The 23,237-nt window shown below is 62.5% G+C and carries 19 protein-coding genes and 1 pseudogene; 5 read left to right on the top strand and 15 right to left on the bottom strand.

Features of this window, described 5'->3' with window-relative positions:
- Nucleotides 1-20 precede the first annotated feature (20 nt).
- The 8 genes from ACLH0J_RS02750 to ACLH0J_RS02715 form a co-directional block, all read right to left on the bottom strand.
- Nucleotides 21-1,373 carry an LLM class flavin-dependent oxidoreductase gene (locus ACLH0J_RS02750; RefSeq protein WP_411390789.1) on the bottom strand — a complete coding sequence of 451 codons (1,353 nt, stop codon included), beginning with the start codon at nucleotides 1,371-1,373 and terminating at the stop codon, nucleotides 21-23.
- Nucleotides 1,373-2,566 (bottom strand): SfnB family sulfur acquisition oxidoreductase, encoded by a 1,194-nt coding sequence (locus tag ACLH0J_RS02745; protein ID WP_411390788.1) that lies wholly within the window; start codon nucleotides 2,564-2,566, stop codon nucleotides 1,373-1,375. Before ACLH0J_RS02745 ends, ACLH0J_RS02750 begins: the two co-directional genes overlap by 1 nt.
- Before the next feature lie 24 nt (nucleotides 2,567-2,590).
- Nucleotides 2,591-3,832: an SfnB family sulfur acquisition oxidoreductase gene (locus ACLH0J_RS02740; protein WP_411390787.1), complete on the bottom strand. Its 1,242-nt coding sequence runs from the start codon at nucleotides 3,830-3,832 to the stop codon at nucleotides 2,591-2,593.
- A gap of 187 nt (nucleotides 3,833-4,019) precedes the next feature.
- Nucleotides 4,020-4,784, bottom strand: a complete 765-nt coding sequence (locus ACLH0J_RS02735; protein ID WP_411390786.1) for a hypothetical protein — start codon at nucleotides 4,782-4,784, stop codon at nucleotides 4,020-4,022.
- Between the two features lie 380 nt (nucleotides 4,785-5,164).
- Complete coding sequence (gene tcyN / locus ACLH0J_RS02730) at nucleotides 5,165-5,911, bottom strand: L-cystine ABC transporter ATP-binding protein TcyN (protein ID WP_411390785.1); 747 nt, start codon at nucleotides 5,909-5,911, stop codon at nucleotides 5,165-5,167.
- A gap of 3 nt (nucleotides 5,912-5,914) precedes the next feature.
- Nucleotides 5,915-6,580: a cystine ABC transporter permease gene (gene tcyL / locus ACLH0J_RS02725; protein ID WP_411390784.1), complete on the bottom strand. Its 666-nt coding sequence runs from the start codon at nucleotides 6,578-6,580 to the stop codon at nucleotides 5,915-5,917.
- Entirely contained in the window at nucleotides 6,580-7,374 is a 795-nt protein-coding gene (tcyJ, locus tag ACLH0J_RS02720; RefSeq protein ID WP_411390783.1) for a cystine ABC transporter substrate-binding protein, read from the bottom strand. The genes tcyL and tcyJ overlap by 1 nt, the downstream gene beginning before the upstream one ends.
- 210 nt (nucleotides 7,375-7,584) lie before the next feature.
- Nucleotides 7,585-8,577, bottom strand: coding sequence for a D-cysteine desulfhydrase (locus tag ACLH0J_RS02715; protein WP_411390782.1), 993 nt, complete (start codon nucleotides 8,575-8,577; stop codon nucleotides 7,585-7,587).
- A gap of 166 nt (nucleotides 8,578-8,743) precedes the next feature.
- Between ACLH0J_RS02715 and epsC the strand changes: the two genes are divergently transcribed.
- The 4 genes from epsC to mgrA all read left to right on the top strand — a co-directional run bounded on the left by epsC (nucleotide 8,744) and on the right by mgrA (nucleotide 14,587).
- Nucleotides 8,744-9,670, top strand: a complete 927-nt coding sequence (epsC, locus tag ACLH0J_RS02710; RefSeq protein WP_411390781.1) for a serine O-acetyltransferase EpsC — start codon at nucleotides 8,744-8,746, stop codon at nucleotides 9,668-9,670.
- Nucleotides 9,671-9,973: 303 nt separating this feature from the next.
- Nucleotides 9,974-11,935, top strand: a complete 1,962-nt coding sequence (gene betT, locus ACLH0J_RS02705; protein ID WP_411392770.1) for a choline transporter BetT — start codon at nucleotides 9,974-9,976, stop codon at nucleotides 11,933-11,935.
- Nucleotides 11,936-12,091: 156 nt separating this feature from the next.
- Nucleotides 12,092-13,441: an OprD family outer membrane porin gene (locus ACLH0J_RS02700; protein ID WP_411390780.1), complete on the top strand. Its 1,350-nt coding sequence runs from the start codon at nucleotides 12,092-12,094 to the stop codon at nucleotides 13,439-13,441.
- A gap of 108 nt (nucleotides 13,442-13,549) precedes the next feature.
- Nucleotides 13,550-14,587 carry an L-glyceraldehyde 3-phosphate reductase gene (gene mgrA / locus ACLH0J_RS02695; RefSeq protein WP_411390779.1) on the top strand — a complete coding sequence of 346 codons (1,038 nt, stop codon included), beginning with the start codon at nucleotides 13,550-13,552 and terminating at the stop codon, nucleotides 14,585-14,587.
- Nucleotides 14,588-14,652: 65 nt separating this feature from the next.
- Here mgrA and ACLH0J_RS02690 read toward each other — a convergent pair.
- From ACLH0J_RS02690 to ACLH0J_RS02660, 7 genes and pseudogenes are all read right to left on the bottom strand, one after another.
- Nucleotides 14,653-14,784 (bottom strand): annotated as a pseudogene (locus ACLH0J_RS02690) (taurine dioxygenase); the annotation flags it as partial.
- Nucleotides 14,785-14,795: 11 nt separating this feature from the next.
- The gene (tauC, locus tag ACLH0J_RS02685; protein ID WP_411390778.1) at nucleotides 14,796-15,632 is read right to left on the bottom strand and encodes a taurine ABC transporter permease TauC; all 837 of its coding nucleotides are present in this window, start codon (nucleotides 15,630-15,632) and stop codon (nucleotides 14,796-14,798) included.
- Nucleotides 15,629-16,408, bottom strand: a complete 780-nt coding sequence (tauB, locus tag ACLH0J_RS02680) for a taurine ABC transporter ATP-binding subunit (protein ID WP_042947489.1) — start codon at nucleotides 16,406-16,408, stop codon at nucleotides 15,629-15,631. Before tauB ends, tauC begins: the two co-directional genes overlap by 4 nt.
- Nucleotides 16,409-16,425: 17 nt before the next feature.
- Nucleotides 16,426-17,400 carry a taurine ABC transporter substrate-binding protein gene (tauA, locus tag ACLH0J_RS02675; RefSeq protein ID WP_411390777.1) on the bottom strand — a complete coding sequence of 325 codons (975 nt, stop codon included), beginning with the start codon at nucleotides 17,398-17,400 and terminating at the stop codon, nucleotides 16,426-16,428.
- A 202-nt stretch (nucleotides 17,401-17,602) separates the two neighbouring features.
- Nucleotides 17,603-19,186 carry a glutamate--cysteine ligase gene (gene gshA / locus ACLH0J_RS02670; RefSeq protein WP_411390776.1) on the bottom strand — a complete coding sequence of 528 codons (1,584 nt, stop codon included), beginning with the start codon at nucleotides 19,184-19,186 and terminating at the stop codon, nucleotides 17,603-17,605.
- A 214-nt stretch (nucleotides 19,187-19,400) separates the two neighbouring features.
- Complete coding sequence (locus tag ACLH0J_RS02665; RefSeq protein WP_411390775.1) at nucleotides 19,401-19,784, bottom strand: PaaI family thioesterase; 384 nt, start codon at nucleotides 19,782-19,784, stop codon at nucleotides 19,401-19,403.
- Entirely contained in the window at nucleotides 19,784-22,108 is a 2,325-nt protein-coding gene (locus tag ACLH0J_RS02660; RefSeq protein WP_411390774.1) for a Tex family protein, read from the bottom strand. Before ACLH0J_RS02660 ends, ACLH0J_RS02665 begins: the two co-directional genes overlap by 1 nt.
- 356 nt (nucleotides 22,109-22,464) lie before the next feature.
- Between ACLH0J_RS02660 and ompR the strand changes: the two genes are divergently transcribed.
- Nucleotides 22,465-23,205 (top strand): two-component system response regulator OmpR, encoded by a 741-nt coding sequence (gene ompR, locus ACLH0J_RS02655; RefSeq protein ID WP_308583543.1) that lies wholly within the window; start codon nucleotides 22,465-22,467, stop codon nucleotides 23,203-23,205.
- Nucleotides 23,206-23,237: the final 32 nt, after the last annotated feature.

Genomic DNA, 23,237 nt, shown 5'->3' with positions numbered 1-23,237 from the left:
GTCCCCTCCCACATATCGCCTCAGTGGCGGTAGGTGGAGCCGGTGTGTTGTTCGGGCAGGCGGGCGCTGGCGTGGAAGACTTTTTCCCGCAGCGTTCCGCTCTCGTAAGCGGTCTTGTACGACCCGCGCTTCTGCAATTCCGGCACCACCAGGTCGATGAAATCCACGTAGCTTTCCGGGGTGACGATGCGCGTGAGGTTGAAGCCATCCAGACCGGTTTCGCTGATCCAGGATTCCAGCTCATCGGCGACCTGTTCGGGCGAACCGACCAGGGTGATATAGCGACCGCCGAGGGCGTGCTGCTCGAGCAATTTGCGTCGCGTCCAGTCGTTGTTCTGCAGGTGTTTGGTGGCCGACTGGATCGCATTGCTCTTCACGTACTGGATCGGTTCGTCGAGTTCGTACTGGGAAAAATCAATCGCCGTCGACGCCGAGAAATGCGCCACGCCGGCCTCCGCACTGGCGTAGCTCAGGTACTCGGCGTGCTTGGCCCAGGCCAGCGCCTCGGTGGCGCCCACGATCACGTTGAGGCCCATGAATACCTTGATGTCGTCCGGGTTGCGCCCGGCCTCGACCGCACTGGCGCGTACCTTGTCCACCTGGACTTTGGTGGCGGCCTTGTTCTGCCCGCTGATGAACACGCACTCGGCATGCCGCCCGGCGAACACCAGGCCGCGCTCCGAACTGCCGGCCTGGAACAGCACTGGCGTACGCTGCGGCGACGGCTCGCACAGGTGATAACCCTCGACCTGGTAGAACTCGCCGTGGTGCTCGACCTTGTGCACCTTGCCCGGCTGCGCATACACCCGCGCCTGCGGATCGTTGAGCACCGCGTCGTCTTCCCAACTGCCTTCCCAGAGTTTGTAGAGCACCTCCAGGTACTCATCGGCCTGGTCGTAGCGTCGGTCATGTTCGACCTGCTCGGTCAGGCCCATGGCCTTGGCGGCGCTGTCGAGGTAGCCAGTGACGATGTTCCAGCCCACGCGCCCACGGCTCAGGTGGTCGAGGGTGGACATGCGCCGGGCGAACAGATATGGCGCTTCGTAGGTGAGGTTGGCGGTGATGCCGAAGCCGAGGTGGCGGGTCACGGCGGCCATGGCCGATACCAGCAGCAATGGGTCGTTGACCGGTAGCTGGATCGACTCCTTGAGCGGTACGTCGATGGACGCCTGGTACACGTCATACACGCCGACGATATCGGCGATGAACAGGCCGTCGAACAACCCGCGTTCGAGGGTTTGTGCCAGGTCGGTCCAATACTCGAGGGTTTTGTACTGGGTCGACGTGTCCCGTGGATGGGTCCACAGGCCATGGTTGATATGCCCGATGCAGTTCATGTTGAAGGCATTGAGCAGGATCTTTTTCTTCGCCATCAGAGGGTCCCCCGCAGTGGCGGGTTTTCATCGTTGAGGTAGTAATTGCCCACCGCGTGGTACTTCCAGCGCACGGGGTCGTGCAGGGTGTGCACGCGGGCGTTGCGCCAGTGACGGTCGAGGCCGTGCTCGGCCAGGGTCGCCTGGCTGCCGGCCAGTTCGAACAGGGTACTGCCGGCGGCCAGGGAAATTTCGGTGCTCAGGGCACGCGCTTCGGCCACGGCGATCGACGCGGCGGCGACGCTCTCGGCGCTGCTGTCGGCCTGGGCGCGGTCGAGAAACTCACCGGCGCGCTCCAGCAGGGCTTCGGCGGCGTGCAGGCGGATGCTCAGGTGGCCGAAGCTTTTGAGGGCCAGTGGGTCTTCGGTGGCTTTGTCGTTGCCCGAGTCGATCCACGGGCGCGTCTTGGTGCGCACAAAGTGCAACGCATCTTCAAAGGCGGCGCGGGCGATGCCGGTGTCGATGGCGGCGTGAAGGATCTGCGCCAGCGGGCCGACCGGGGTCGGGCGCTCGAAAGCGCTCTGGAACGGGATCACGTCCTGCGCTGCGACCCACACGTTATCGAACACCACCGAACCGCTGCCGGTGGTGCGCTGGCCGAAGCCGCTCCAGTCGTCGATGATCGTCAGGCCCTCGCTGTCGCGGGGCACGAAGGCCAGGTGCTGGATGCCGTTTTCGTCGCCTACCGAAGTGGGAATGCGCTGGGCGTAGATCGCGCCGGTGGCGTAGAACTTGCGGCCGCTGATGCGAAAACCGTCGCCGTCGCGGGTGATTCGGGTCACGCGGTCATGGGCGGTTTTGGTCCCCAGTTCCGCCAGTGCATTGCCGAAGCGCTGGCCGGCCAGCACTTCGGCGTACAGGCGTTGTTGCTGCGCCGGGCTGCCGTTCACACGCAACACTTCCAGGGCATAGAAATGGTTTTGCGGAATCTGGCCCAGGGACGAGTCCGCCTGGGCGATCAAGGCGATGACTTTGGCCAGGGTGACGTTGGACACGCCGGCACCGCCGTAGGCCTTGGGCACGCTGATGCCCCACAGCCCGGAGCGCGAGAACGCATCCAGCTCGGGCAACGGCAGGCGGCGTTCGCGGTCGCGCTGGGCGCTGTCGCGGCGAAAGTCTTCGGCCAGGTCGCTGGCGACAATGAGGGCGTGTTCGTCGCTGGTGATCACCGCGACGTGAGTAGAGACAGTCATGTTGTTCTCCAGAGGTCTGGTCGGTTAAATCCAGGAATGCCGAGCCGGCAGGGCGCCGTTCAAGCGATAAGCGCCGACGGCGTGATACTTCCAGCGCACCGGGTCGTGCAGGGTGTGCACGCGGGCGTTGCGCCAGTGGCGGTCGAGGTTGAATTCGGCCAGGGTGGCGCGGCTGCCGGCCAGTTCGAAGAGCTTTTCGCCAACCAGCAGCGACACTTCGGTGCTCAACACTTTGGCCTCGGCCACGGCAATCGACGCGCGGGCGGCGGACTGCGCGGTGATCGGCGCGGCGGCGACCTGGTCCAGCACCTGACCGGCCTTGCGCAGCAGCGCTTGGGCGGCGTGCAGTTCGATCTTCAGCTTGCCGATATCGGCGATCACGTACAGGTCATCGCTGGCGCGTTCGACCTTGGCGTCAATCCATGGGCGCGAGCGTTCGCGCACGAAGGCGATGGTGTCCTCCAGCGCGCCACGGGCGATGCCGGCGTCGATGGCGGCCTGGAGCAGTTGCGAGACGGCGCCCTGGATGGTCGGGGTTGTGCCGAGGCGCCAGTTTTCGACCACCAGTTCGGCGTCTACCGGCACTTGGTCCAGCAGCACGGTGCCGCTGGCGGTGGTGCGTTGGCCAAAGCCGGACCAGTCGTCGACGATGCGCAGCCCTTCGGTGCCACGGCGCACGAACGCCATGACCTGCTGGCCGTCATCGTTCAGCGCTTTGACGGCCACCCAGTGCGCGAACAGCGCGCCGGTGGAGTAGAACTTCTGGCCGCTGATCACGTAGCCGTCGCCCCGGGCGGTGATGCGCGCCTTGAGCTCCAGGGTGTTCTTGGTGCCGCGTTCGGGGCCGCCATTGCCGATGCGCCAGCCGTCGAGGACGCTCTGGAATAGCTGCTTTTTCTGGCGCTCGGTGGCGGCGCCCTGCAACACGTGCAGGATGCCGAAATGGTTCTGCGGAATTTGCCCCAGGGCCGGGTCTGCCGCGCTGATGATGGCGAACACGTCGGCCAGGGTCACGAACGAAACCTGCGGGCCGCCGTACTCGCGGGGGATGGAAATACTGCCCAGCCCGCTGCGGGTGAACTGTTCGATCAATGTCCACGGCAGTTGGCGCTGCTGGTCGCGCTTGGCGGCTTGCAGGCGTGCGGCCCGGGCCAGCTCATGGGCGGCGTCCAGCGCCTCTGCGTCGTTGCGCAGCACGGCGGCCGGCAACAGCAGGGGAGCGACGTCCAGATCATTCTGGGGGGGTGTTAGAGCCAAGTTAGGCATCAGCGCTGCTCCTTGGCTGCACGTAATGCCCTGGCGTTATGCACCGGGGTAATGCTGACCATACCGACCTCGCATTCAATGAAGTGAAAACACAAAAATCAAAGATGTCCGGTGGTCCGGTTGATATACCCTAAGCGTGTTAAATATTTAAATAAACTAACTTTTTGGAATATGAATAGAAGGTCTGTCACCCAGGCTCGCAGGGTGAGCCGAGTGGGCGGGGTCGATAGATCGGCGTGGCCCCGGTCGGGCCGGCGGCAATGCGTACAATCCGCGATGGCGCCCAGCGTGAATTGTTGCCGACGCGGTCCAGAATGCAGTACGTCACCTCCAGCCGGCAGTCGTCGCCGGCTTCGACAATCAGCGCCGACGGCACCCACACCTGCACGGCCTGGCCGACGCCCTTGGCCTGGATTTTCGGCAAGTCCAGACGCCCATCGCCCCAGCGCAGCGTGATGGCATCGCCCGTGGCCATGTTCAGGTAGGGCTCGATGGTCAGGGGAATGCCGCGCCGTACCTGGCGGCTGTTGATGCCATAACGGCGGATCGTCTCGGGCAGGCTGACGGGGGCGAGGTTCTGGTTTTCATCGGTGTACAGATTCGAAGGCCGCCCGCCGGGGTAGTCGGTCTTGACGCGCACCTGTGTCGAGGCCGAACGCGCAGGGCCATGGCCGATTTGCATGACCTGGTAGTGAACCCGCGCGGGGCCGTCCTGCACAAAGCTTTCCGGCACGCGCAGGCGTGTGGGCGTGCCGATTTTGGCGGCCGTGACCCGCCGTGAGGCGGCAAAGCAGTTGTTCCAGAACAGTTCGATCAGGTCGCCTTCATCCATGCCGGGATAGGGCGCGATGTCGACCTGCAGGTGGGCGGCCGCCACGGCATTGATGCCGTGGCGAAGGGCTTGGGGCAACGTCGGGGCAGTGAGCAGGGCCGGGGTTGCGGTGCGCGTCATAAGTCATCTCCTTGATGCAGCCAGCAGCAATCGTTCCGATCCCTGGGCGCGGGTGTGCGCAAGGGGTCGAAAAGCACGATTCAGTGAGTAGCCGGGATAGGATCCAATCCTCTGGGTGCTAGATAAGAGGGTTGGCCCAGGGGCGTCAATGGCGGCAAAGGGCTAAACGGCGGGTTGGAGCATATTCAGATGGGTCTGACTGGCAGGGGGATTTTCAGAGCAGTCTGGCAGGCAGTTTTACCCGTGGGCGGGCCACGTTCCTGTAGGAGCTGGCTTGCCAGCGAAAATCGTCAACGATAACGCGGTCTCTCAGGTTGACCGCGTTGCCTGATGGTTTTCCGCTGGCAAGCCGGCTCCTACAGGGGTGGGTTTCGGGTGGGTCAGTGGGCGAGGAATTTGCTCAGGAATTGCCGGGTCCGTTCCTCCCTGGGGTTGGCGAACAACGCCTTGGCTTCGCCTTGCTCCACGATCACGCCCTTGTCGAAGAAGATCACCCGGTTGGCCACATCGCGGGCAAAGCTCATTTCGTGGGTGACGATCACCATGGTGCGGTTTTCTTCGGCGAGGCTGCGGATGGTCGCCAGCACTTCGCCCACCAGCTCCGGGTCGAGGGCCGAGGTGGGTTCGTCGAACAGAATCACCTCTGGCTCCATGGCCAGCGCTCGGGCGATCGCCACGCGCTGTTGCTGGCCACCGGACAAGCGCCGTGGGTAGGCGTCTTCCTTGCCCGCCAGGCCGACCTTGGCCAGCAGCTTGCGGCCCAGGGCCTCGGCGGCTTCGCGCGGCATTTTCTTGACCACGGTGGGGCCTTCGATGACGTTTTCCAGCGCGGTGCGATGGGGGAACAGGTTGAAGCTCTGGAACACAAAACCCACGTGCTGGCGCAAGCGCCGCACCAGGCCTTGCTGCTGGTTGAGCGGCTTGCTGCTGTCGATCTCGATATCACCGACCTTGATGCGGCCGCTGGTGGGGGTTTCGAGGAAGTTCAGGCAGCGCAGGAAGGTGGTCTTGCCGGAACCGCTGGGGCCGATGATGGCAACGACTTCGCCTTCCTTGACCTCCAGGTCGATGCCGTTGAGCACCACCTGGCCGTTGAATTGTTTGGTCAGTTGTTCAACCACGATCATGCTTCAGGACTCCAGGTCATGCCGGTTGACCCGGGCTTCCAGACGATTTTGAAAATGCGCCAGGATACTGGCCAGGATCCAGTAGATCAGGGCAGCGGAGAGATACATGGTGAAGATTTCAAAGGTGCGTGCCGACACCAGTTGTGCCTGGCGGAACAGTTCGGGCACCTGGATGGTGGCGGCCAGCGCCGTGTCCTTGACCAGCGAAATAAAGCTGTTACCCAGCGGCGGCAAGGCCGTGCGCATGGCTTGCGGCAGGATGGCCCGGCGCAGGGTCTGCGCACGGGTCATACCGATACTGGCGGCGGCTTCCCACTGGCCACGCTCGATGGAACCGATGGCGGCGCGCAGGATTTCACAGGCATAGGCGGCCATGTTCAGCGAAAAGCCGATCATGGCGGCCGGGATCGGGTCCAGCTCGATGCCCACTTGCGGCAAGCCGTAGTAGATCAGGAACAACTGGACCAGCAACGGCGTGCCGCGAAAGAACGACACGTAGACGCGGGCGAGCCAGTTCACCAGCTTGAAGCGCGACAAGCGCATCAAGGCCAGGCCGAAGCCCAGCAGCAAACCGAAAAACATCCCGCCAAGGCTGAGGATCACCGTGTAATACGCGCCCTGGAGCAGAAAGGGCGCGGAGTCCAGCGCGAGTTGGAAACCTGCTTCCATTATTGAGTGACGTCAGCGTTGAAGTACTTCTCGGACAGCTTCTTCAAGGTACCGTCGGCGCGCAGCTTGTCGAGGGCCTTGTTCACCGCGTCGAGCAGTTCAGGCTCGCCTTTGCGCAGGGCAATACCGGCTTCCTGGCGCGAGAACGCATCGCCGGCGGCGGCGGTGTCCGGGGCTTTTTTGGCATATTCGAGCGCCGCCAGACGGTCGATCAGAATGGCGTCGATGCGCCCGATGCGCAGGTCCTGGAACTTGGTGGGGTCATCGTTATAGGTCTTGATGATGGCTTTCGGCTGATTGTCCTTGAGCCATTGTTCGTAGTTGGTGCCCAGGCCTACGCCGACTTTCTTGCCGGCCAGGTCGTTGGCGGTCTTGATGGCGTTGAGGTTCTTTTTCAGCACCAGTGCCTGGATACCGGAAACGGTATACGGCGTGGAGAAGTCGTATTTCTTCTTGCGTTCTTCCGAGATGGTGACCTGGTTGACCACGGCGTCCAGTCGCTTGGACTCCAGGGCCGCGAGGATGCCGTCCCATGGCGTGGCTTGCAGCTTGACCTTGACGCCCAGCTCCTTGGCCAGCGCTTTGGACAGCTCGACCTCGAAGCCGCTGAGCTTGCCGCTTTCGTCGACAAAGCTGAACGGAGGGTAGGTGCCTTCCAGGCCGATCTTGATCTCGCCGGCCTTTTTGATCGTACTCAATTGCTCGCCAGCAACCGCCTGGCCCAACCAACCGGCTCCCAGAGCCAGCCCCAATGTGCCCACCAGCAAGGTGCGACGGAATACAGAAATAGTCATGAAGAGCCCCTGTGTTTTTATGTTGAGCGAAGCAGGTGACGCGGTAGTCGTATCCTGCCTTAAAGCGCTGAGCGCGTCTTCGCCTACGGCGCGATGATAAAGCCGGCCTTTAAGACTTGAAAATAATATAAATTAATTCTTTTATGTCTTTTTGGAATATATGATCGCCTCTGTAGGCGCCGGCAGCCGGCTCCTACAGTGCGTGGTGGGTCAGAACACGGAGTCATAGGCGAACAACGCCGGCGCCCCGCCGGTGTGCAGGAAAATGATCGGTCCGTCCTCGACACGCTGGCGCCCGATGCCGTCCAGCAAACCGGCCATGGCCTTGCCAGTGTAGACCGGGTCCAGCAGCAGGCCTTCCTGGCTGGCCAACAGTTTGATCGCGGCCAGCGTGCCCGCATTCGGCTCGCCATAACGGGGCCCGAAGTATTCATCCCACAGGATCACCTTGAAGGCCTCGGGCACCTCCATCCCCAGCAACGCGGCGGTGCGTTCGGCCAGGCCCTGCACTTTCGGGAACTGCGCGTCTTCCGTGCGCGACACGGTGACGCCGATCACTGGCAGATTCGGCAGCACTTCGCTCAAGGCCAAGGCCAGGCCGCTGTGGGTGCCCGCACTGCCGGATGCCAGCACTACGGCGGCGAATTCGAGGCCGCTGTCTTCGATCTGCGCGGCCAGCTCCAGGCCGGCGCGCACATAACCGAGGGCGCCGAGGGCGTTGGAGCCGCCGATGGGCACCAGGTATGGCTTCCTGCCGTTGCTGCGCAGGCGATCGGCGAGGGCGTTGAGCTGGTCGTCGGCGTTGTCGAGGTTTTCCACCAATTCCACCTTGGCGTCGAACAACTCCAGCAACAGGCGGTTGCCGTTGCCCAGGTAGTTGGGGTCGTCGGTGCCGGTGGGATTTTCCAGCAGGGCCACGCAGCCCAGGCCGAGCTTGGCGGCCAGCGCGGCGGTCTGGCGCACGTGGTTGGATTGGATGGCGCCGGCGGTTATCAGCGTGTCGGCGCCCTGGGCGAGAGCATCGGCGGCCAGGTATTCGAGTTTGCGTAGCTTGTTGCCGCCCATGGCCAGCGGCGTGGTGTCGTCGCGCTTGACGTAAATGTCCCGGCCCAACCAGGTCGACAACCGCTCGAGTTTTTCCAGGGCAGTGGCGCCGCCCAGCAGTTCCAGGCGGTTAAAGCGGTCGAGCTGTTGTTTGATCATGGCTGCGCACGGTTGCTAAGTGATGGGGCGACTATAGGCAGGCACTTTTCATCGGGCAACCGCCAATCGCTTATGCCGGGCAGTTCTTAGCATTGCACCATTGGTTCTTAAGGGCGCCCAGGGTGCATACCGTAAAGTGATGGCCATTTCGTCAGGAGTGAAGACCGTGAGTGAGCGTTCCAGTCATTGGCAACTACAAACCATCGTCAGCCAGTTGCGCGGCGCCCGGGACCAGTGGCGAACCCGTAACGGCCGCTTGAGCGGCGAACATGGCGGCCGCGAATTGCCGTCGCGCGAAGCGGTGGCGCAGATCCTCGAAGCGTTGTGCGGCGCGCTGTTTCCCATGCGCCTGGGGCCGGCGGATTTGCGTGAGGAAAGTGAAGATTTCTACGTCGGCCACACCCTCGACGTCGCCTTGAATGCCTTGCTCGCCCAGGCGTGCCTGGAGTTGCGCTATGCCGCGCGCCAGGGCGGCCAGGATGACCGCGAGATCGACGCGCATGCGATCCGGCTGATCCAGGACTTTGCCCTGGCGTTGCCGGCGCTGCGCATCCTGCTGGACACCGACGTGCTCGCCGCCTATCACGGCGACCCCGCCGCCCGCAGCGTGGACGAGGTGCTGCTGTGCTACCCGGGGATCCTGGCGGTGATTCACCATCGCCTGGCTCACCACCTGTATCGCGCCGGGTTACCGCTGTTGGCGCGGATCATTGCGGAAATCGCCCACTCGGCCACCGGTATTGATATCCATCCCGGTGCGCAGATCGGTTCAAGCTTCTTCATCGACCACGGCACCGGTGTGGTGATCGGCGAAACCGCGATCATCGGCGAGCGGGTACGCATCTACCAGGCCGTGACCCTGGGCGCCAAGCGCTTCCCGGCGGACGAAGACGGGCAGTTGCAGAAAGGCCATCCGCGCCATCCGATCGTCGAGGACGACGTGGTGATCTATGCCGGGGCGACGATCCTCGGGCGCATCACCATCGGCCAGGGCTCGACCATCGGCGGCAATGTGTGGCTGACCCGCAACGTGCCGGCGGGGGCGAATATCACCCAGGCGAATCTGCAGCATGACGATGGGGCGCAAAAGTAAGACGCCCCTCCCACTTTTTTGTGCGCCTTCCCAATCCAAATCGCTGAACGATTTGCCTCGCTCACCCGTCATATCAATCCTTGAGCGAGTGTAGGAATTACCTACCACTCGGCCTTGCGATTAGTCCCAGACCGCCTATCCATGTTTAACTTGAACGCTCGTTCAAGTTAAACCGGTGGTTCGCTGCCCGCTCACAACAGGAGGCTTACCTTTGCTGAGTCCGTTTTACACAGCCACATTCCACACCTTCGGGGTGCATCGCTCATGAGTGCATCGTCCACCCCCTCCAGCGGCCTGGTGCGCATGAATGCGCCCGTCTTCTACTTTGCCGCGACCTTCATCCTGCTGTTCGGCATCACTGTCATCGTGATCCCGCAACAGGCCGGTGCCTGGCTGCTGGCCGCACAAAACTGGGCGGCCAATACGGTCGGCTGGTACTACATGCTGGCGATGACCCTGTATCTGGTCTTCGTGGTGGTCACCGCGCTATCGGGCTACGGCAAGATAAAACTCGGTGCCGACCACGACGAGCCCGAATTCAGTTACCTGTCCTGGGCCGGCATGCTGTTCGCCGCCGGGATCAGCATCACGCTGTTTTTCTTCTGCGTCTCCGAGCCGCTGACCCACCTGGTGCAACCGCCCCAGGGCGCGGCGTTGAACGCCGATGCCGCGCGCCAGGCCATGCAGATACTGTTTCTGCACTGGGGCCTGCACGGTTGGGGCGTGTTCGCCTTTGTCGGCATGGCCCTGGCGTATTTCGCCTACCGGCATAACCTGCCGCTGGCGTTGCGTTCGGCGCTGTACCCGCTGATCGGCAAGCGCATCAACGGCCCCATCGGTTACGCGGTGGATGGCTTCGGCATCATCGCCACGGTGTTCGGCCTGGGCGCCGACATGGGCTTCGGCGTGCTGCACCTCAACGCCGGTCTGGATTACCTGTTCGGCATTGCCCACACCCAGTGGATTCAGGTCGGCCTGATCACCCTGATGATGGGCGCGGCGATCCTGGTGGCGGTGGCCGGGGTGGACAAGGGCGTGCGCGTGATGTCCGACATCAACATGCTGCTGGCCTGTACGCTGCTGCTGTTCGTGTTGTTCGCCGGGCCTACCCAGCACTTGCTCAACACCCTGATCCAGAACATCGGCGACTACCTCGGCGCGTTGCCGACCAAGAGCTTCGACGTCTACGCCTACGACAAACCCAGCGACTGGCTGGGCGGTTGGACGGTGTTCTATTGGGCCTGGTGGATTGCCTGGTCGCCGTTCGTGGGCCTTTTCATCGCGCGGATTTCCCGTGGCCGCACCATCCGTGAATTCGTGTTCGGCGTGCTGCTGATCCCGCTGGGGTTCACCCTGGCGTGGATGTCGATCTTCGGCAACAGCGCCATCGACCAGGTGCTCAACCATGGGATGAGCGCCCTCGGCCAGTCGGCCATTGATGACCCGTCGATGAGCCTGTACCTGTTGCTGGAAACCTACCCATGGAGCAAGACGGTGATCGCCGTCACCGTGTTTATCAGCTTCGTGTTCTTCGTCACCTCGGCCGACTCCGGCACCGTGGTGCTCTCGACCCTGTCGTCCAAGGGCGGCAACCCCGATGAAGACGGGCCGAAGTGGCTGCGGGTGTTCTGGGGCGCGATGACGGCGCTGGTCACCAGTGCGCTGCTGTTTGCCGGCAGTATCGACTCGCTCAAGTCGGCGGTGGTGCTGACCTCGTTACCGTTCTCGTTGATCCTGCTGCTGATGATGTGGGGGCTGCACAAGGCTTTCTACCTGGAGTCGCAAAAGCAGATCGCGCAGTTGCATTCGCTCGCACCGGTGTCGGGTTCACGCAAGGGCACGGGGGGCTGGCGCCAGCGCTTGAGCCAGGCTGTGCATTTCCCGTCGCGGGACGAGGTGTACCGTTTCCTCGAGACCACGGTGCGTCCGGCGATCGAAGAAGTGACGGCCGTGTTTGTCGAAAAAGGCCTCAACGTCGTCACCCAGCCCGACCCGTCCACCGACAGTGTCAGCCTGGAAATCGGTCACGGCGAAGAGCATCCGTTCGTTTACCAGGTGCAGATGCGCGGTTATTTCACGCCCTCGTTTGCACGCGCAGGCATGGGTTCCAAGCAGCTCAATAACCGTCGCTACTACCGCGCGGAAGTGCACTTGAGCGAGGGCAGCCAGGACTACGATCTGGTGGGCTACACCAAGGAGCAGATCATCAACGACATCCTCGACCAGTACGAGCGTCACCTGCAGTTCCTGCACCTGGTGCGCTGACCGTTCGTTCGCCAAAGCCCCGTCCCACGGGGCTTTCTTAAATTTAATTTCATCCGCCCGCGCGCCGTTTTGACGCGCAACTGTCATCTGGCACCTGCGTAATTGTGTGAAGCGTTTGACGCTTTCATTTCAGAACAATGACGGAGACCGGTACAGATGAAGACGTTTTTAAGCCCCGTGGTGGGAGCCGCCATGGCGAGCTTTATGCTGTCCGCCCATGCCGATTTTATCGATGACAGCCACGCCGACGTGACCCTGCTCAATCGCTATCTCAACCAGCAGGGACGTGACGTGGTGGGCAGCAACGCCAAGGCCCACAGCATTCGGGATTGGGGCCAGGGCTTCGAGTTCAACTTCAAGTCCGGCTACACCGAGGGGCCGGTTGGCTTTGGCTTGGATCTGCAGGCGTTCTACGGTTTGAAACTCGATTCGGGCGGCGACCTCAACGACAAGGATCACCAGAGCCGCTACCCCGGCAGCATGTTCCCGTTGGATAACGGCAAATCCGCCGACCAGTTCGGCGTCCTCAGTCCGACGTTCAAGATGCGCTTTGCCAAGGACGAGTTGCGCCTCGGTACGCTGTACGGCAACAACCCGGTGCTGGCCAACACGGACGGTCGCCTGTACCAGCAGACCAACACCGGTGTGCAACTGGTGTCCAAGGACGTCAGTGATTTCACCTTCACCGGCGGCGATATCTTCAAGACCAAAATCCGCAACGAAACCAGCGACCAGGGCATGATCACCGCCGGCGGCACCAAAGAGAGCGATCGTTTCCTGTTTGGCGGTGCGGACTACAGCGGCATCCAGAACACCACGGTCAGCCTGTGGTACTCCAACCTCGAGGATTACTACCAGCAATTCTTCCTCGGCGCCAAGCGCCACGACGCGTTGTCGGTCGGTGCGATCGACACCGATGTGCGCATGTTCCGCAGCCTGGGCGTGGGCGGCAACGCCGATGGCGACAAGAACTATGCGGCAACCGGCGTCTATGGCGACGGCGTGAACAAGGGGCGCATCAACCAGTCCACCATCAGCCTGCTGGAAAGCTACAGCCTGGACGGTCACACCGTCGGCCTCGGGATCCAGAAAAACAGCGGCGAGAGTGACTTTCCGTACCTCGATTCCGGCCTGAACAGCGGTGATGCCCGCCAAGGTCCGGGGTCGGGCGCCGACACCCCGGCGCTGACCAATATGCAACTGAACAAATTCCAGCATGCCGGCGAACGCACCTGGCTGGCGCAGTACAAATATGACTTCGGCAAACTCGGCCTCAATGGCCTGACGTTCTCCGCCGCCTACGCCCATGGCGATGACATCCGCACCGCCCAGGGCACCACCAGCGAATGGGAACGCAACGTGGCTGTGGCCTATCAAGTCCCTACCGGCACCCTCAAAGGCCTCGGCGTGACCTGGAAAAACGCCCACGCCAGCCCGGACATTACCGGGGCTACCGTGCAGGATGAAAACCGCCTTTATGTCAGCTACGTCGTTCCACTCTGGTAGGAAATTGCTGTAAAACGGACGGGCAGACTTAAGCGATTCAGCTGGTTAAAAGGCCTGGGAATAAGGTTATTCCCAGGCCTTATTTGCCTACGTCCAAGAGAGGATTCGATGACTTACATTGCTGCCGAAAACCGCTATGAATCTATCCCGTATCGCCGCGTAGGCCGCAGTGGGCTGGTGCTGCCGGCACTGTCCCTGGGGCTGTGGCACAACTTTGGCGACAGCACCCCGATCGACACCCAACGCGCCCTGCTGCGCACGGCGTTCGACCTGGGAATCAACCACTTCGACCTGGCCAACAACTACGGCCCGCCCTACGGCAGCGCCGAGATCAACTTCGGTCGTTTGCTGCGCGAAGACTTCAAGCACTACCGCGACGAATTGATCATCTCCAGCAAGGCCGGTTGGGACATGTGGCCCGGCCCTTACGGCCAGGGCGGCGGTTCGCGCAAATACGTGCTGGCGAGCCTGGACCAGAGCCTGCAACGCCTGGGCGTCGACTACGTGGATATTTTCTACTCGCACCGCTTCGATGCCGACACACCCCTGGAAGAAACCGCCAGCGCCCTCGCCACCGCCGTGCAACAGGGCAAGGCGCTGTACATCGGTATCTCGTCGTATTCCGGGGTGAAGACCCGCGAAATCGCGGCCTTGCTCAGCGAGTGGAAAGTGCCGCTGCTGATCCACCAACCGGCCTACAACCTGCTCAACCGTTGGGTGGAAAAAGACCTGTTGGACACCACCGAAGCCCTCGGCGCCGGGGTGATCGCCTTCACACCGCTGGCCCAGGGACTGCTCACCGACAAGTACCTCAATGGCGTGCCGGCCGATGCACGGGTCAACCGTCCAGGCGGTGGTTCGTTGCAGGCCAAGCACCTGTCCGAAGCCAACATCGCCCACGTACGTGCCTTGAATGAAATCGCCAAGCGTCGCGGCCAGAGCCTGGCACAACTGGCCCTGGCCTGGACCCTGCGCGATCCACGGGTGACCAGTGCGCTGATCGGCGCCAGCCGGCCGGAGCAGATCATCGAGAACGTCGGGGCGTTGCAGAACTTGAGCTTCACCGCCGAGGAACTGGCGGAGATCGATCGGTTCGCGCTGGAAGGCGGGATCAACCTGTGGGAAAAGCCATCCACGGCTGAATAACCCGAGCGCACTGAGTCAATGTGGGAGGGAGCAAGCCCCCTCCCACATTAGAACGGCACATCGCCCAGAATCGTCGCCCGATGCATTGCCTGTTCGATGGCGTCGCGCTGGGCGAGGTTCAGCGGTTGGGTGATATCGACGCCACTGATCTGGGCGCCCAGGGCGGTGCTTAATGGCGTAACGGTCAGGCTGCTCATGGGGTTCTCACTTAATGTGCCTGGCCATGCCAGGGCACCCATTTACGCTGCAGGGCACGCAGGCCCATTTCCATGGCGAAGGCGATCAACGCGATCACCAGAATCCCCAGCACCACCACATCGGTCACCAGGAACTGCGCCGCCGACTGCACCATGAAACCCAGGCCGCTGGTGGCGGCGATCAGCTCGGCGGCGACCAGGGTCGACCAGCCCACGCCCAGGCCGATGCGCACACCGGTGAGGATGTCGGGCAGGGCGCTGGGCAGGATTACATGGCGAATCAACTGGGCGCGACTGGCGCCCAACGACTGCGCCGCGCGCAGTTTGGCCGGGTCGACGGTGCGTACGCCGGTCGCCGTCGCGATGGCAATCGGGGCAAAGATCGCCAGGTAAATCAGCAGCACTTTGGACAGCTCACCAATGCCGCACCAGATCACGATCAACGGCAGATACGCCAGGGGCGGAATCGGCCGGTAGAACTCGATCAGCGGGTCGAGAATGCCGCGGGCGATGCGGTTGGCACCGATGGCGATGCCCACCGGCACGGCGGTCAGGACCGCAAAGCCCAGGCCCAGGCCAATCCGGCTGAGGCTTGCGCCCAAGTGCTGCCACAAGGTGGAGTCCATATAACCGCTGGTCGCCAGCAACCAGCCTTTTTGCAGCACGGCGTAGGGCGGTGGCAGGAACAGCGGTTCGATCACGCCGCTGGCGGTCACCGCCCACCAGATCGCCAGCAAGGCGACCAGGGTCAGCAGGCTGATCCAGCGCGTGCTCAGGCTGCGCCGCAGCGGTATCACCGCGTGCGCCACCGGCTTGGCGGCCGTGGCGGGGAGTTCGTAGCTGCTCATGCGCACACCTGCCGTTGCGAGAACACTTTGCCCAGCACGTGTTCGCGGGTTTCGATAAAGCGCGGGTCGGACTTGATTGCCCGCGCCGATTCGCCGGCGGCATAGCGCTGGCCGAAATCCAGGTGCAGGCGCTCGACGATCTGGCCCGGGTTGGGCGCCAGCAGGATCAGATCGGTGGCGAGGAATACCGCTTCTTCGATGTCATGGGTAATCAGGAATACCGGCTTGGCCGTGCGCCGCCAGACTTGCAGCAACAGCTCCTGCATCTGTTCGCGGGTGAAGGCATCGAGGGCGCCGAAAGGCTCGTCCATCAACAGCACGCGCGGGTCGGCGGCCAGCGCACGGGCCAGGCCGACGCGTTGTTTCTGACCGCCGGAGAGTTGCCAGATGCGCCGGCTGTCGAAACCGGCCAGGTCCACCAGCGCGAGCATTTCCCGGGCGCGTACTTCGCGTTGCGCCTTGGGCACGCCGGCCAGTTCCAGACCGAAGCCGACGTTGGCCAGCACGTCCTGCCAGGGCAGCAGGGCGTCGTCCTGGAACACCACGCCGCGTTCGGCGCTGGGACCTTTGACCGGCACACCATCCAGGGTGATGCGTCCGGCCGAAGGTTCGACAAAGCCGGCGATCAGGTTCAACAGCGAAGTCTTGCCACTGCCGGACGGGCCGAGGGCCACCAGCAATTGCTGGGGTCCAAGGTTCAGTGAAATATCAGACAGTACCGGTTCTGTGGCGCCTGGGTACTGTGCGCTGATGCGCTCCAGTTGTAGCAAGGCCATCGCGATGAACTCCTGAATCAGTGGGGGATGAACGTGGCGCTGATGTAAGGGGCGTAGTCCGGCAGCACCGCGTCGACCTTGCCTTGTTCCTTGAGGAACGCAGCGGTGTCGGTCACGGCCTTGATGGTCGGTGCGCCCAGCAGCGTTACCTGGTCAGCGGCCAGTGGGTAAACGTTGCCTTGCAGCAGCAGCGGGATGTCACTGGCTTTGGCGCCGGAGAGCTTCACCAGCTTGTCGACGTTGCCTTTATCGGCGAGCCAGGCTTGTGGGTCCTTGCGGTACGCGGCGTAGGCATCCAGGGTGACTTTGGCGAACGTGCTGACGATTTCCGGGTGCTTCTCGGCAAAATCCTTACGCACGATCCACGCATCGAAGGTCGGCGCGCCGAACTTGGCCAGTTCGCCGGACGTGATCAGCACCTTGCCGTTTTCCTTGGCCACGCCCAGGGCCGGGTCCCACACGTAGGTGGCGTCGATATCGCCGCGCTTCCAGGCGGCGATGATCGCCGGCGGGGCGAGGTTGAGGATGGTCACTTTCGACGGCTCGATGTTCCAGTGCTTCAGCGCGGCCAGCAGGCTGTAGTGGCCGGTGGACACGAACGGTACGGCGACTTTCTTGCCGATCAGATCCTGCGGGCCGTTGATCCCCGAACCGTCGCGCACCACCAGGGCTTCGGCACCGCCGATTTGGGTGGCGACGAGGAAGGTTTGCACCGGTACTTTACGGGTGATGGCGGCGGTCAGCGGGCTGGAACCGAGGTAGCCGATCTGCACGTCGCCGGAGGCGATGGCGGCGATGATATCGGCGCCATTGTCGAATTTGCGCCAGTCGATCTTGGCGTTAGTGGCTTTTTCATACGCACCGTCGGCCTGGGCGACTTTGGCCGGGTCTACGGTGGTCTGGTAGGCGATGGTCACATCCGCCGCCTGGGCAAACAGGCTGGCACCGGCCAGCGACAACGCGGCCAAGAGGCGCAGGGTCAGCAGTTTCAAGGGGAAGCTCCTCAATCAAGCGGCCGAGGGTCGGCATGTGAGGAGACTAAATGATCTAAAAATCAGAAAATAAATAACATTTTCGCATTAGCTTATGAGGAGAAAGGTTGAATTCACTCTTGAACTGGATGAAGGCAAATGTGGGAGGGAGCAAGCCCCCTCCCACATAAAGCTCATTCCCCTGAGGTGGTGAGTTCGGTCCTTAGTTGCTGATGGCGAGGATGCTGGCCTGGTACGAGCCGACAAATACGTCGAAATCGCCCACTTCGTTCTGCTCCAGCTCCGCCTGTTGCGCCAGTGATGTGCGCGCCAGCTCTTCAAAGCGTGCCTGCTCTGCGGCCGGCAACGGTTCGCGGCGGAAATGCTCGGCATGCACCTCGCTCTGATGCAGGGAGAACTGCGCAAAACTCTCTTTGCGCTCGGCCATCGCCGCCAGCACCTGGGCCGATGGCGTCAGGGACGGGTCGTTGACCTTGGCCATCTGAGCGTCCAGCGCCTGGCTGTGTTCGCTGATGCCATGGCTCTGGTCGAGCAGGGCGGCCAACGGGGCGATTTTTTCCAGCAGCTCGGTGGCCCATGCCTTCATGTCCACGGCCTGGCCCTTGCGCTGCAGTTGCAGGCCTGGGCGTCGGCCTTCCTTGACCACGCTGAGGAAGTTGGACGTGGCGTTGCGGCACTCGTTGTCGGCGAACTGCGGGCTGTCGTTCAGCGCGCAGTAGAGCAGGAAGACGTCGAGGAAGCGCGACTCCTGCAGGTCGATACCCATCGGCAGGAACGGGTTGATGTCCAGGCAACGCACTTCGATGTACTGGATGCCACGGGCCATCAGCGCCTGGATCGGCCGCTCGCCGGTGTAGGTCACGCGCTTGGGGCGGATGTTGGAGTAGTACTCGTTTTCGATCTGCAGGATGTTGGTGTTGAGCTGCACCCACTCACCATCCTTGTGGGTGCCGATTTCGACATACGGCGCGTAGGGCGTCGCCACCGCTTCGCGCAGGCTGTCGGTGTAGCTGGTCAGGTCGTTGTAGCACGGCGTGAGCCCGGCCTGGGCGTTGCTCTGGTAACCCAGGTCGCTCATGCGCAGGCTGGTGGCGTACGGCAGGTACAGGGTGTCGGCGTCGAGCACTTCCAACTGGTGCGAGCGACCGCGCAGGAAGCCCGCGTCCAGGGCCGGCGAGGCACCGAACAAGTACATCAGCAGCCAGCTGTTGCGGCGGAAATTACGGATCAGCGCGATATAGGCGTCGGACTGATAGTCGCGGTCGGTACCGACGAACCCTTCGGCCTCCTTGAGCAGCGGCCATAGCTGTTCCGGCAGGGAAAAGTTGTAGTGGATACCGGCGATGCACTGCATGGTCTTGCCGTAACGCAGGGCCAGGCCCTTGCGATACACGTACTTGAGCTGTCCGATATTGGAGGTGCCGTAGTAGGCAATCGGGATGTCTTCCTCGGCCGGCAACGGGCACGGCATCGAGGGGCTCCACAGGTATTCGCTGCCGAGCTTGGAATAGGCGAAGCGATGGATTTTGTCCAGGCTGCTCAGGGTATCGGCCGGGTTGGGCAAGGCTGGGGTGATGAACTCCAGCAGCGATTCGGAGTAGTCGGTGGTGATCTGTTCATGGGTCAGCGCAGCACCCAGGGCTTCGGGGTGCGGCGTTTGCGCCAACCGACCTTCACTGGTGACACGTAGGCATTCACGCTCGATGCCATGCAAGCAGTGCTCTAGCAGGGAGAGGTGTTCGCGCTTGCCGAGCAGGGCCAGGCGGCGGTTGAGAAGTTCGCTCAAGTTGGATTCCTTCACGCGTCAGTCGCCCCAATATGGGGGTGGTCAAGACGGTCTACAAGGGTGAAGTTAAAACTGGCGTGATCGCCTGGTTTTGAGTCGATTTGACCCGCTTTGAAAAAACCGCCTTCGCTCCATGAATTGGGCTACAGCGCAGCAGGAAAATTCCGACGCCGTTATCGCAGCGCCGAAATTAACTCAAATCGAGGGCAGGGAGCTATAGGACAGCGAAGGTGCCTTGTGCTTTTGCGACAAGTCTTTCACCTTGGTACACGTCGGCTTCGACCACCAACGTGCGCCGCCCGGGGTGAATCACCCGCGCGGTACACAGCACGTCGCCGTTTTCCACTGCGCGGATGTAGTTGATCTTGCATTCGATGGTCGCGCTTTGCCGGTCGAAGCCATGGGCGCTGGAACATGCCAGCCCCATGGTGATGTCCACCAGGCTGAAAATCGCCCCGCCGTGGAGCTTGCCTGCGCGGTTGCGCAGCTGCGGCTCAAGGGTCAGGGCTACTTCGGCCACGCCTTCTTCAAGGCGTTGCACGCGGCAACCGATCAGTTCGCTGAACGCGCTCTGGGTCAAGCCGGCCGGGATTTCCATCAGCGTTTCTTCAACTGTTTGGCGTTGGCGAACAGCGAGGCCATCGCGTTGTTGGTCGGTGCCGCGGTGGCGGTTTCCTTGCGCGGGGCGTTGTTCTGCGACTGGCGCGGCGCGGAGCCTGGGCGTGCGCCACGGGCGCCGTCGATTTTCTCGCCAGGGGTGTCGCTCATGCGCATCGACAGGCCGACGCGTTTGCGCGGGATGTCGACTTCCATGACCTTGACCTTGACCACGTCACCGGCCTTCACCGCTTCGCGCGGGTCCTTGATGAACTTCTCCGAAAGCGCGGAGATATGCACCAAACCGTCCTGATGCACGCCGATGTCCACAAAGGCACCGAAGTTGGTCACGTTGGTGACCACGCCTTCGAGGATCATGCCCAACTGCAGGTCCTTGAGGTCTTCGACGCCGTCCTGGAACTCGGCGGTCTTGAACTCGGGACGCGGGTCGCGGCCGGGTTTTTCCAGTTCTTGCAGGATGTCTGTGATGGTCGGCACGCCGAAGGTTTCATCGGTGTACTTCTTCGGGTCCAGGCGCTTGAGGAACGCAGCGTCGCCGATCAGCGAGCGGATGTCGCGGTCGGTCTCGGCCGCGATACGTTGCACCAGCGGGTAGGCTTCCGGGTGGACCGCCGAGGCGTCCAGCGGGTTGTCGCCGTTCATGACACGCAGGAAACCGGCGGCCTGTTCGAAGGTTTTTTCACCCAGGCGTGCGACTTTTTTCAGCGCGGCACGGGTTTTGAACGCGCCGTTTTCGTCGCGGTGGCTGACGATGTTCTGCGCCAGGGTCGCGTTGAGGCCGGAGATCCGCGCCAACAGCGCGACCGAGGCGGTGTTCACGTCCACGCCCACGGCGTTCACGCAGTCTTCCACCACCGCATCCAGGCCGCGTGCCAGTTTCAGTTGCGACACGTCGTGCTGGTATTGGCCGACGCCGATGGATTTCGGGTCGATCTTCACCAATTCGGCGAGTGGATCCTGCAGGCGACGGGCAATGGACACTGCGCCACGGATCGACACGTCGAGGTCCGGGAACTCCTTGGAAGCCAGCTCCGACGCGGAGTACACCGAAGCGCCGGCCTCGGAGACCATGACTTTGGTCATCTTCATGGCCGGGTATTTTTTGATCAGTTCGGCGGCCAGCTTATCGGTCTCACGGCTGGCGGTACCGTTGCCGATGGCGATCAGGTCCACGGCGTGCTTGGCGCACAGGGCGGCCAGGATCGCGAGGGTCTGGTCCCACTTGTTGTGCGGCACGTGTGGGTACACGGTGGCGTGGTCCAGCAGCTTGCCGGTCGAGTCGACCACGGCGACCTTGCAGCCGGTGCGCAGGCCCGGATCGAGGCCCAGGGTGGCGCGCGGACCGGCCGGGGCGGCCAGCAACAGGTCGTGCAGGTTGTGGGCGAAGACGTTGATCGCCTCGGTCTCGGCGCCGTCGCGCAACTCGCCGAGCAGGTCGGTTTCCAGGTGGGTGTAGAGCTTGACCTTCCAGGTCCAGCGCACCACTTCACCGAGCCACTTGTCCGCAGGACGGTTCTGATTCTGGATGCCGAATTGTTGACCGATCATGCCTTCGCACGGGTGCATGGTGCCCGGCAGTTCGTCGCCGACTTTCAGCGACGAGCTGAGAATGCCTTCGTTGCGACCGCGGAAAATCGCCAGGGCGCGGTGGGACGGCATGCTCTTGAGCGGTTCGTCGTGTTCGAAGTAGTCGCGGAACTTGGCGCCTTCTTCCTCTTTGCCGGCGATCACGCGGGCGCTGAGGATGGCTTCCTGCTTGAGGTAGGTGCGCAGTTTTTCCAGGAGGCTGGCGTTTTCGGCGAAGCGCTCCATCAGGATGTACTTGGCGCCTTCCAGGGCAGCCTTGACGTCAGCGACGCCTTTTTCGGCGTCGATGAAACGGGCGGCTTCGGTTTCGGGCGTCAACGACGGGTCGTTGAACAGGCCGTCGGCCAGATCGCCCAGGCCGGCTTCCAGGGCGATCTGGCCCTTGGTGCGGCGTTTCTGTTTGTAGGGCAGGTAAAGGTCTTCGAGGCGGGTCTTGGTGTCGGCGAGCTTGATGTCGCGTTCCAGCTGCGGGGTCAACTTGCCCTGTTCCTCGATGCTGGCGAGGATGCTGATGCGCCGTTCGTCGAGTTCTCGCAGGTAGCGCAGGCGCTCTTCCAGGTGCCGCAGTTGGGTGTCATCGAGGCTGCCGGTCACTTCTTTACGGTAACGGGCGATGAAGGGCACCGTGGAGCCTTCATCCAGTAGAGCGACGGCCGCTTCGACCTGTTGTGGGCGTACACCGAGTTCCTCGGCAATGCGGCTGTTGATGCTGTCCATAAAACCACCTGAAATTCTTAGAAGCAGTTCACAGGCCCGGAAAACAAGGCCTTGCGAGGCTGGTTGAGCGGCCCGACTGGCGCCGCTGCCTGGGTCAAGAGGCAGCCTATTGACCCTCGAAATCGAAAAAATCGCGACAAGCGGGTGAAAAAAGCCCGGCAGTAAACGGTAACGATCTGACGTTGCCCTGCACGAAGGCGCCGCATTATAACCAGCGTTCTGCCCTTGGGGGGTACTGCGCCAGTGGTTGTAGGGCGCGGGTTCGCTGGCAGTAGAGGAAAAATCTGCTAACAATGCACTCGGTGCGTATAACGGCAGCTAGGCCATAATGCGCGCCGAGATAAGAGGAGCATCCAATGAGCGGCACTGCACACACTGCTGAAGGCGAAAAAATTCTCATCGTTGATGACGATCCAGGGCTGAGCAGCCTGCTGGAGCGCTTTTTCAACTCCAAGGGCTATCGTGCCCGCGCGGTGCCGAACACCGAACAGATGGACCGTCTGTTGGGGCGCGAAGTGTTCAACCTGGTCGTGCTCGACCTGATGCTGCCCGGCGAAGACGGCCTGACCGCCTGCAAACGCCTGCGTGGCGCGAACAACCAGATTCCAATCATCATGCTCACCGCCAAGGGCGATGAGCTGAGCCGCATCAAGGGTCTTGAACTGGGCGCTGACGATTATCTGGCCAAGCCATTCAACCCGGATGAACTGATGGCGCGGGTCAAGGCCGTACTGCGTCGCCAGGCGCCCACGGTACCGGGCGCACCGGGCAGCGAAGACGAAAGCGTGACCTTTGGCGACTACGAACTGTCGCTGGCCACCCGCGAGCTCAAGCGCGGTGACGAAGTGCACATGCTCACCACGGGTGAGTTCGCGGTGCTCAAGGCCCTGGTGATGAACGCACGCCAGCCGCTGACCCGCGACAAGCTGATGAACCTGGCCCGTGGTCGGGAATGGGATGCTCTGGAGCGCTCCATCGACGTGCAGATTTCCCGTCTGCGCCGGATGATCGAGCCGGACCCGTCCAAGCCGCGATATATCCAGACGGTATGGGGCGTGGGTTATGTGTTTGTGCCGGATGGCACCGCAACCAAGTGACCGATGATTTGCAGGGCGGGCATCCTGGCGTT

It is taken from the genome of Pseudomonas sp. MPB23, from assembly GCF_046605395.1.
GTDB lineage: Bacteria > Pseudomonadota > Gammaproteobacteria > Pseudomonadales > Pseudomonadaceae > Aquipseudomonas.
The sequence above is the reverse complement of the archived record's forward strand: the minus strand, read 5'-3'. Positions and strand labels throughout refer to the sequence as shown.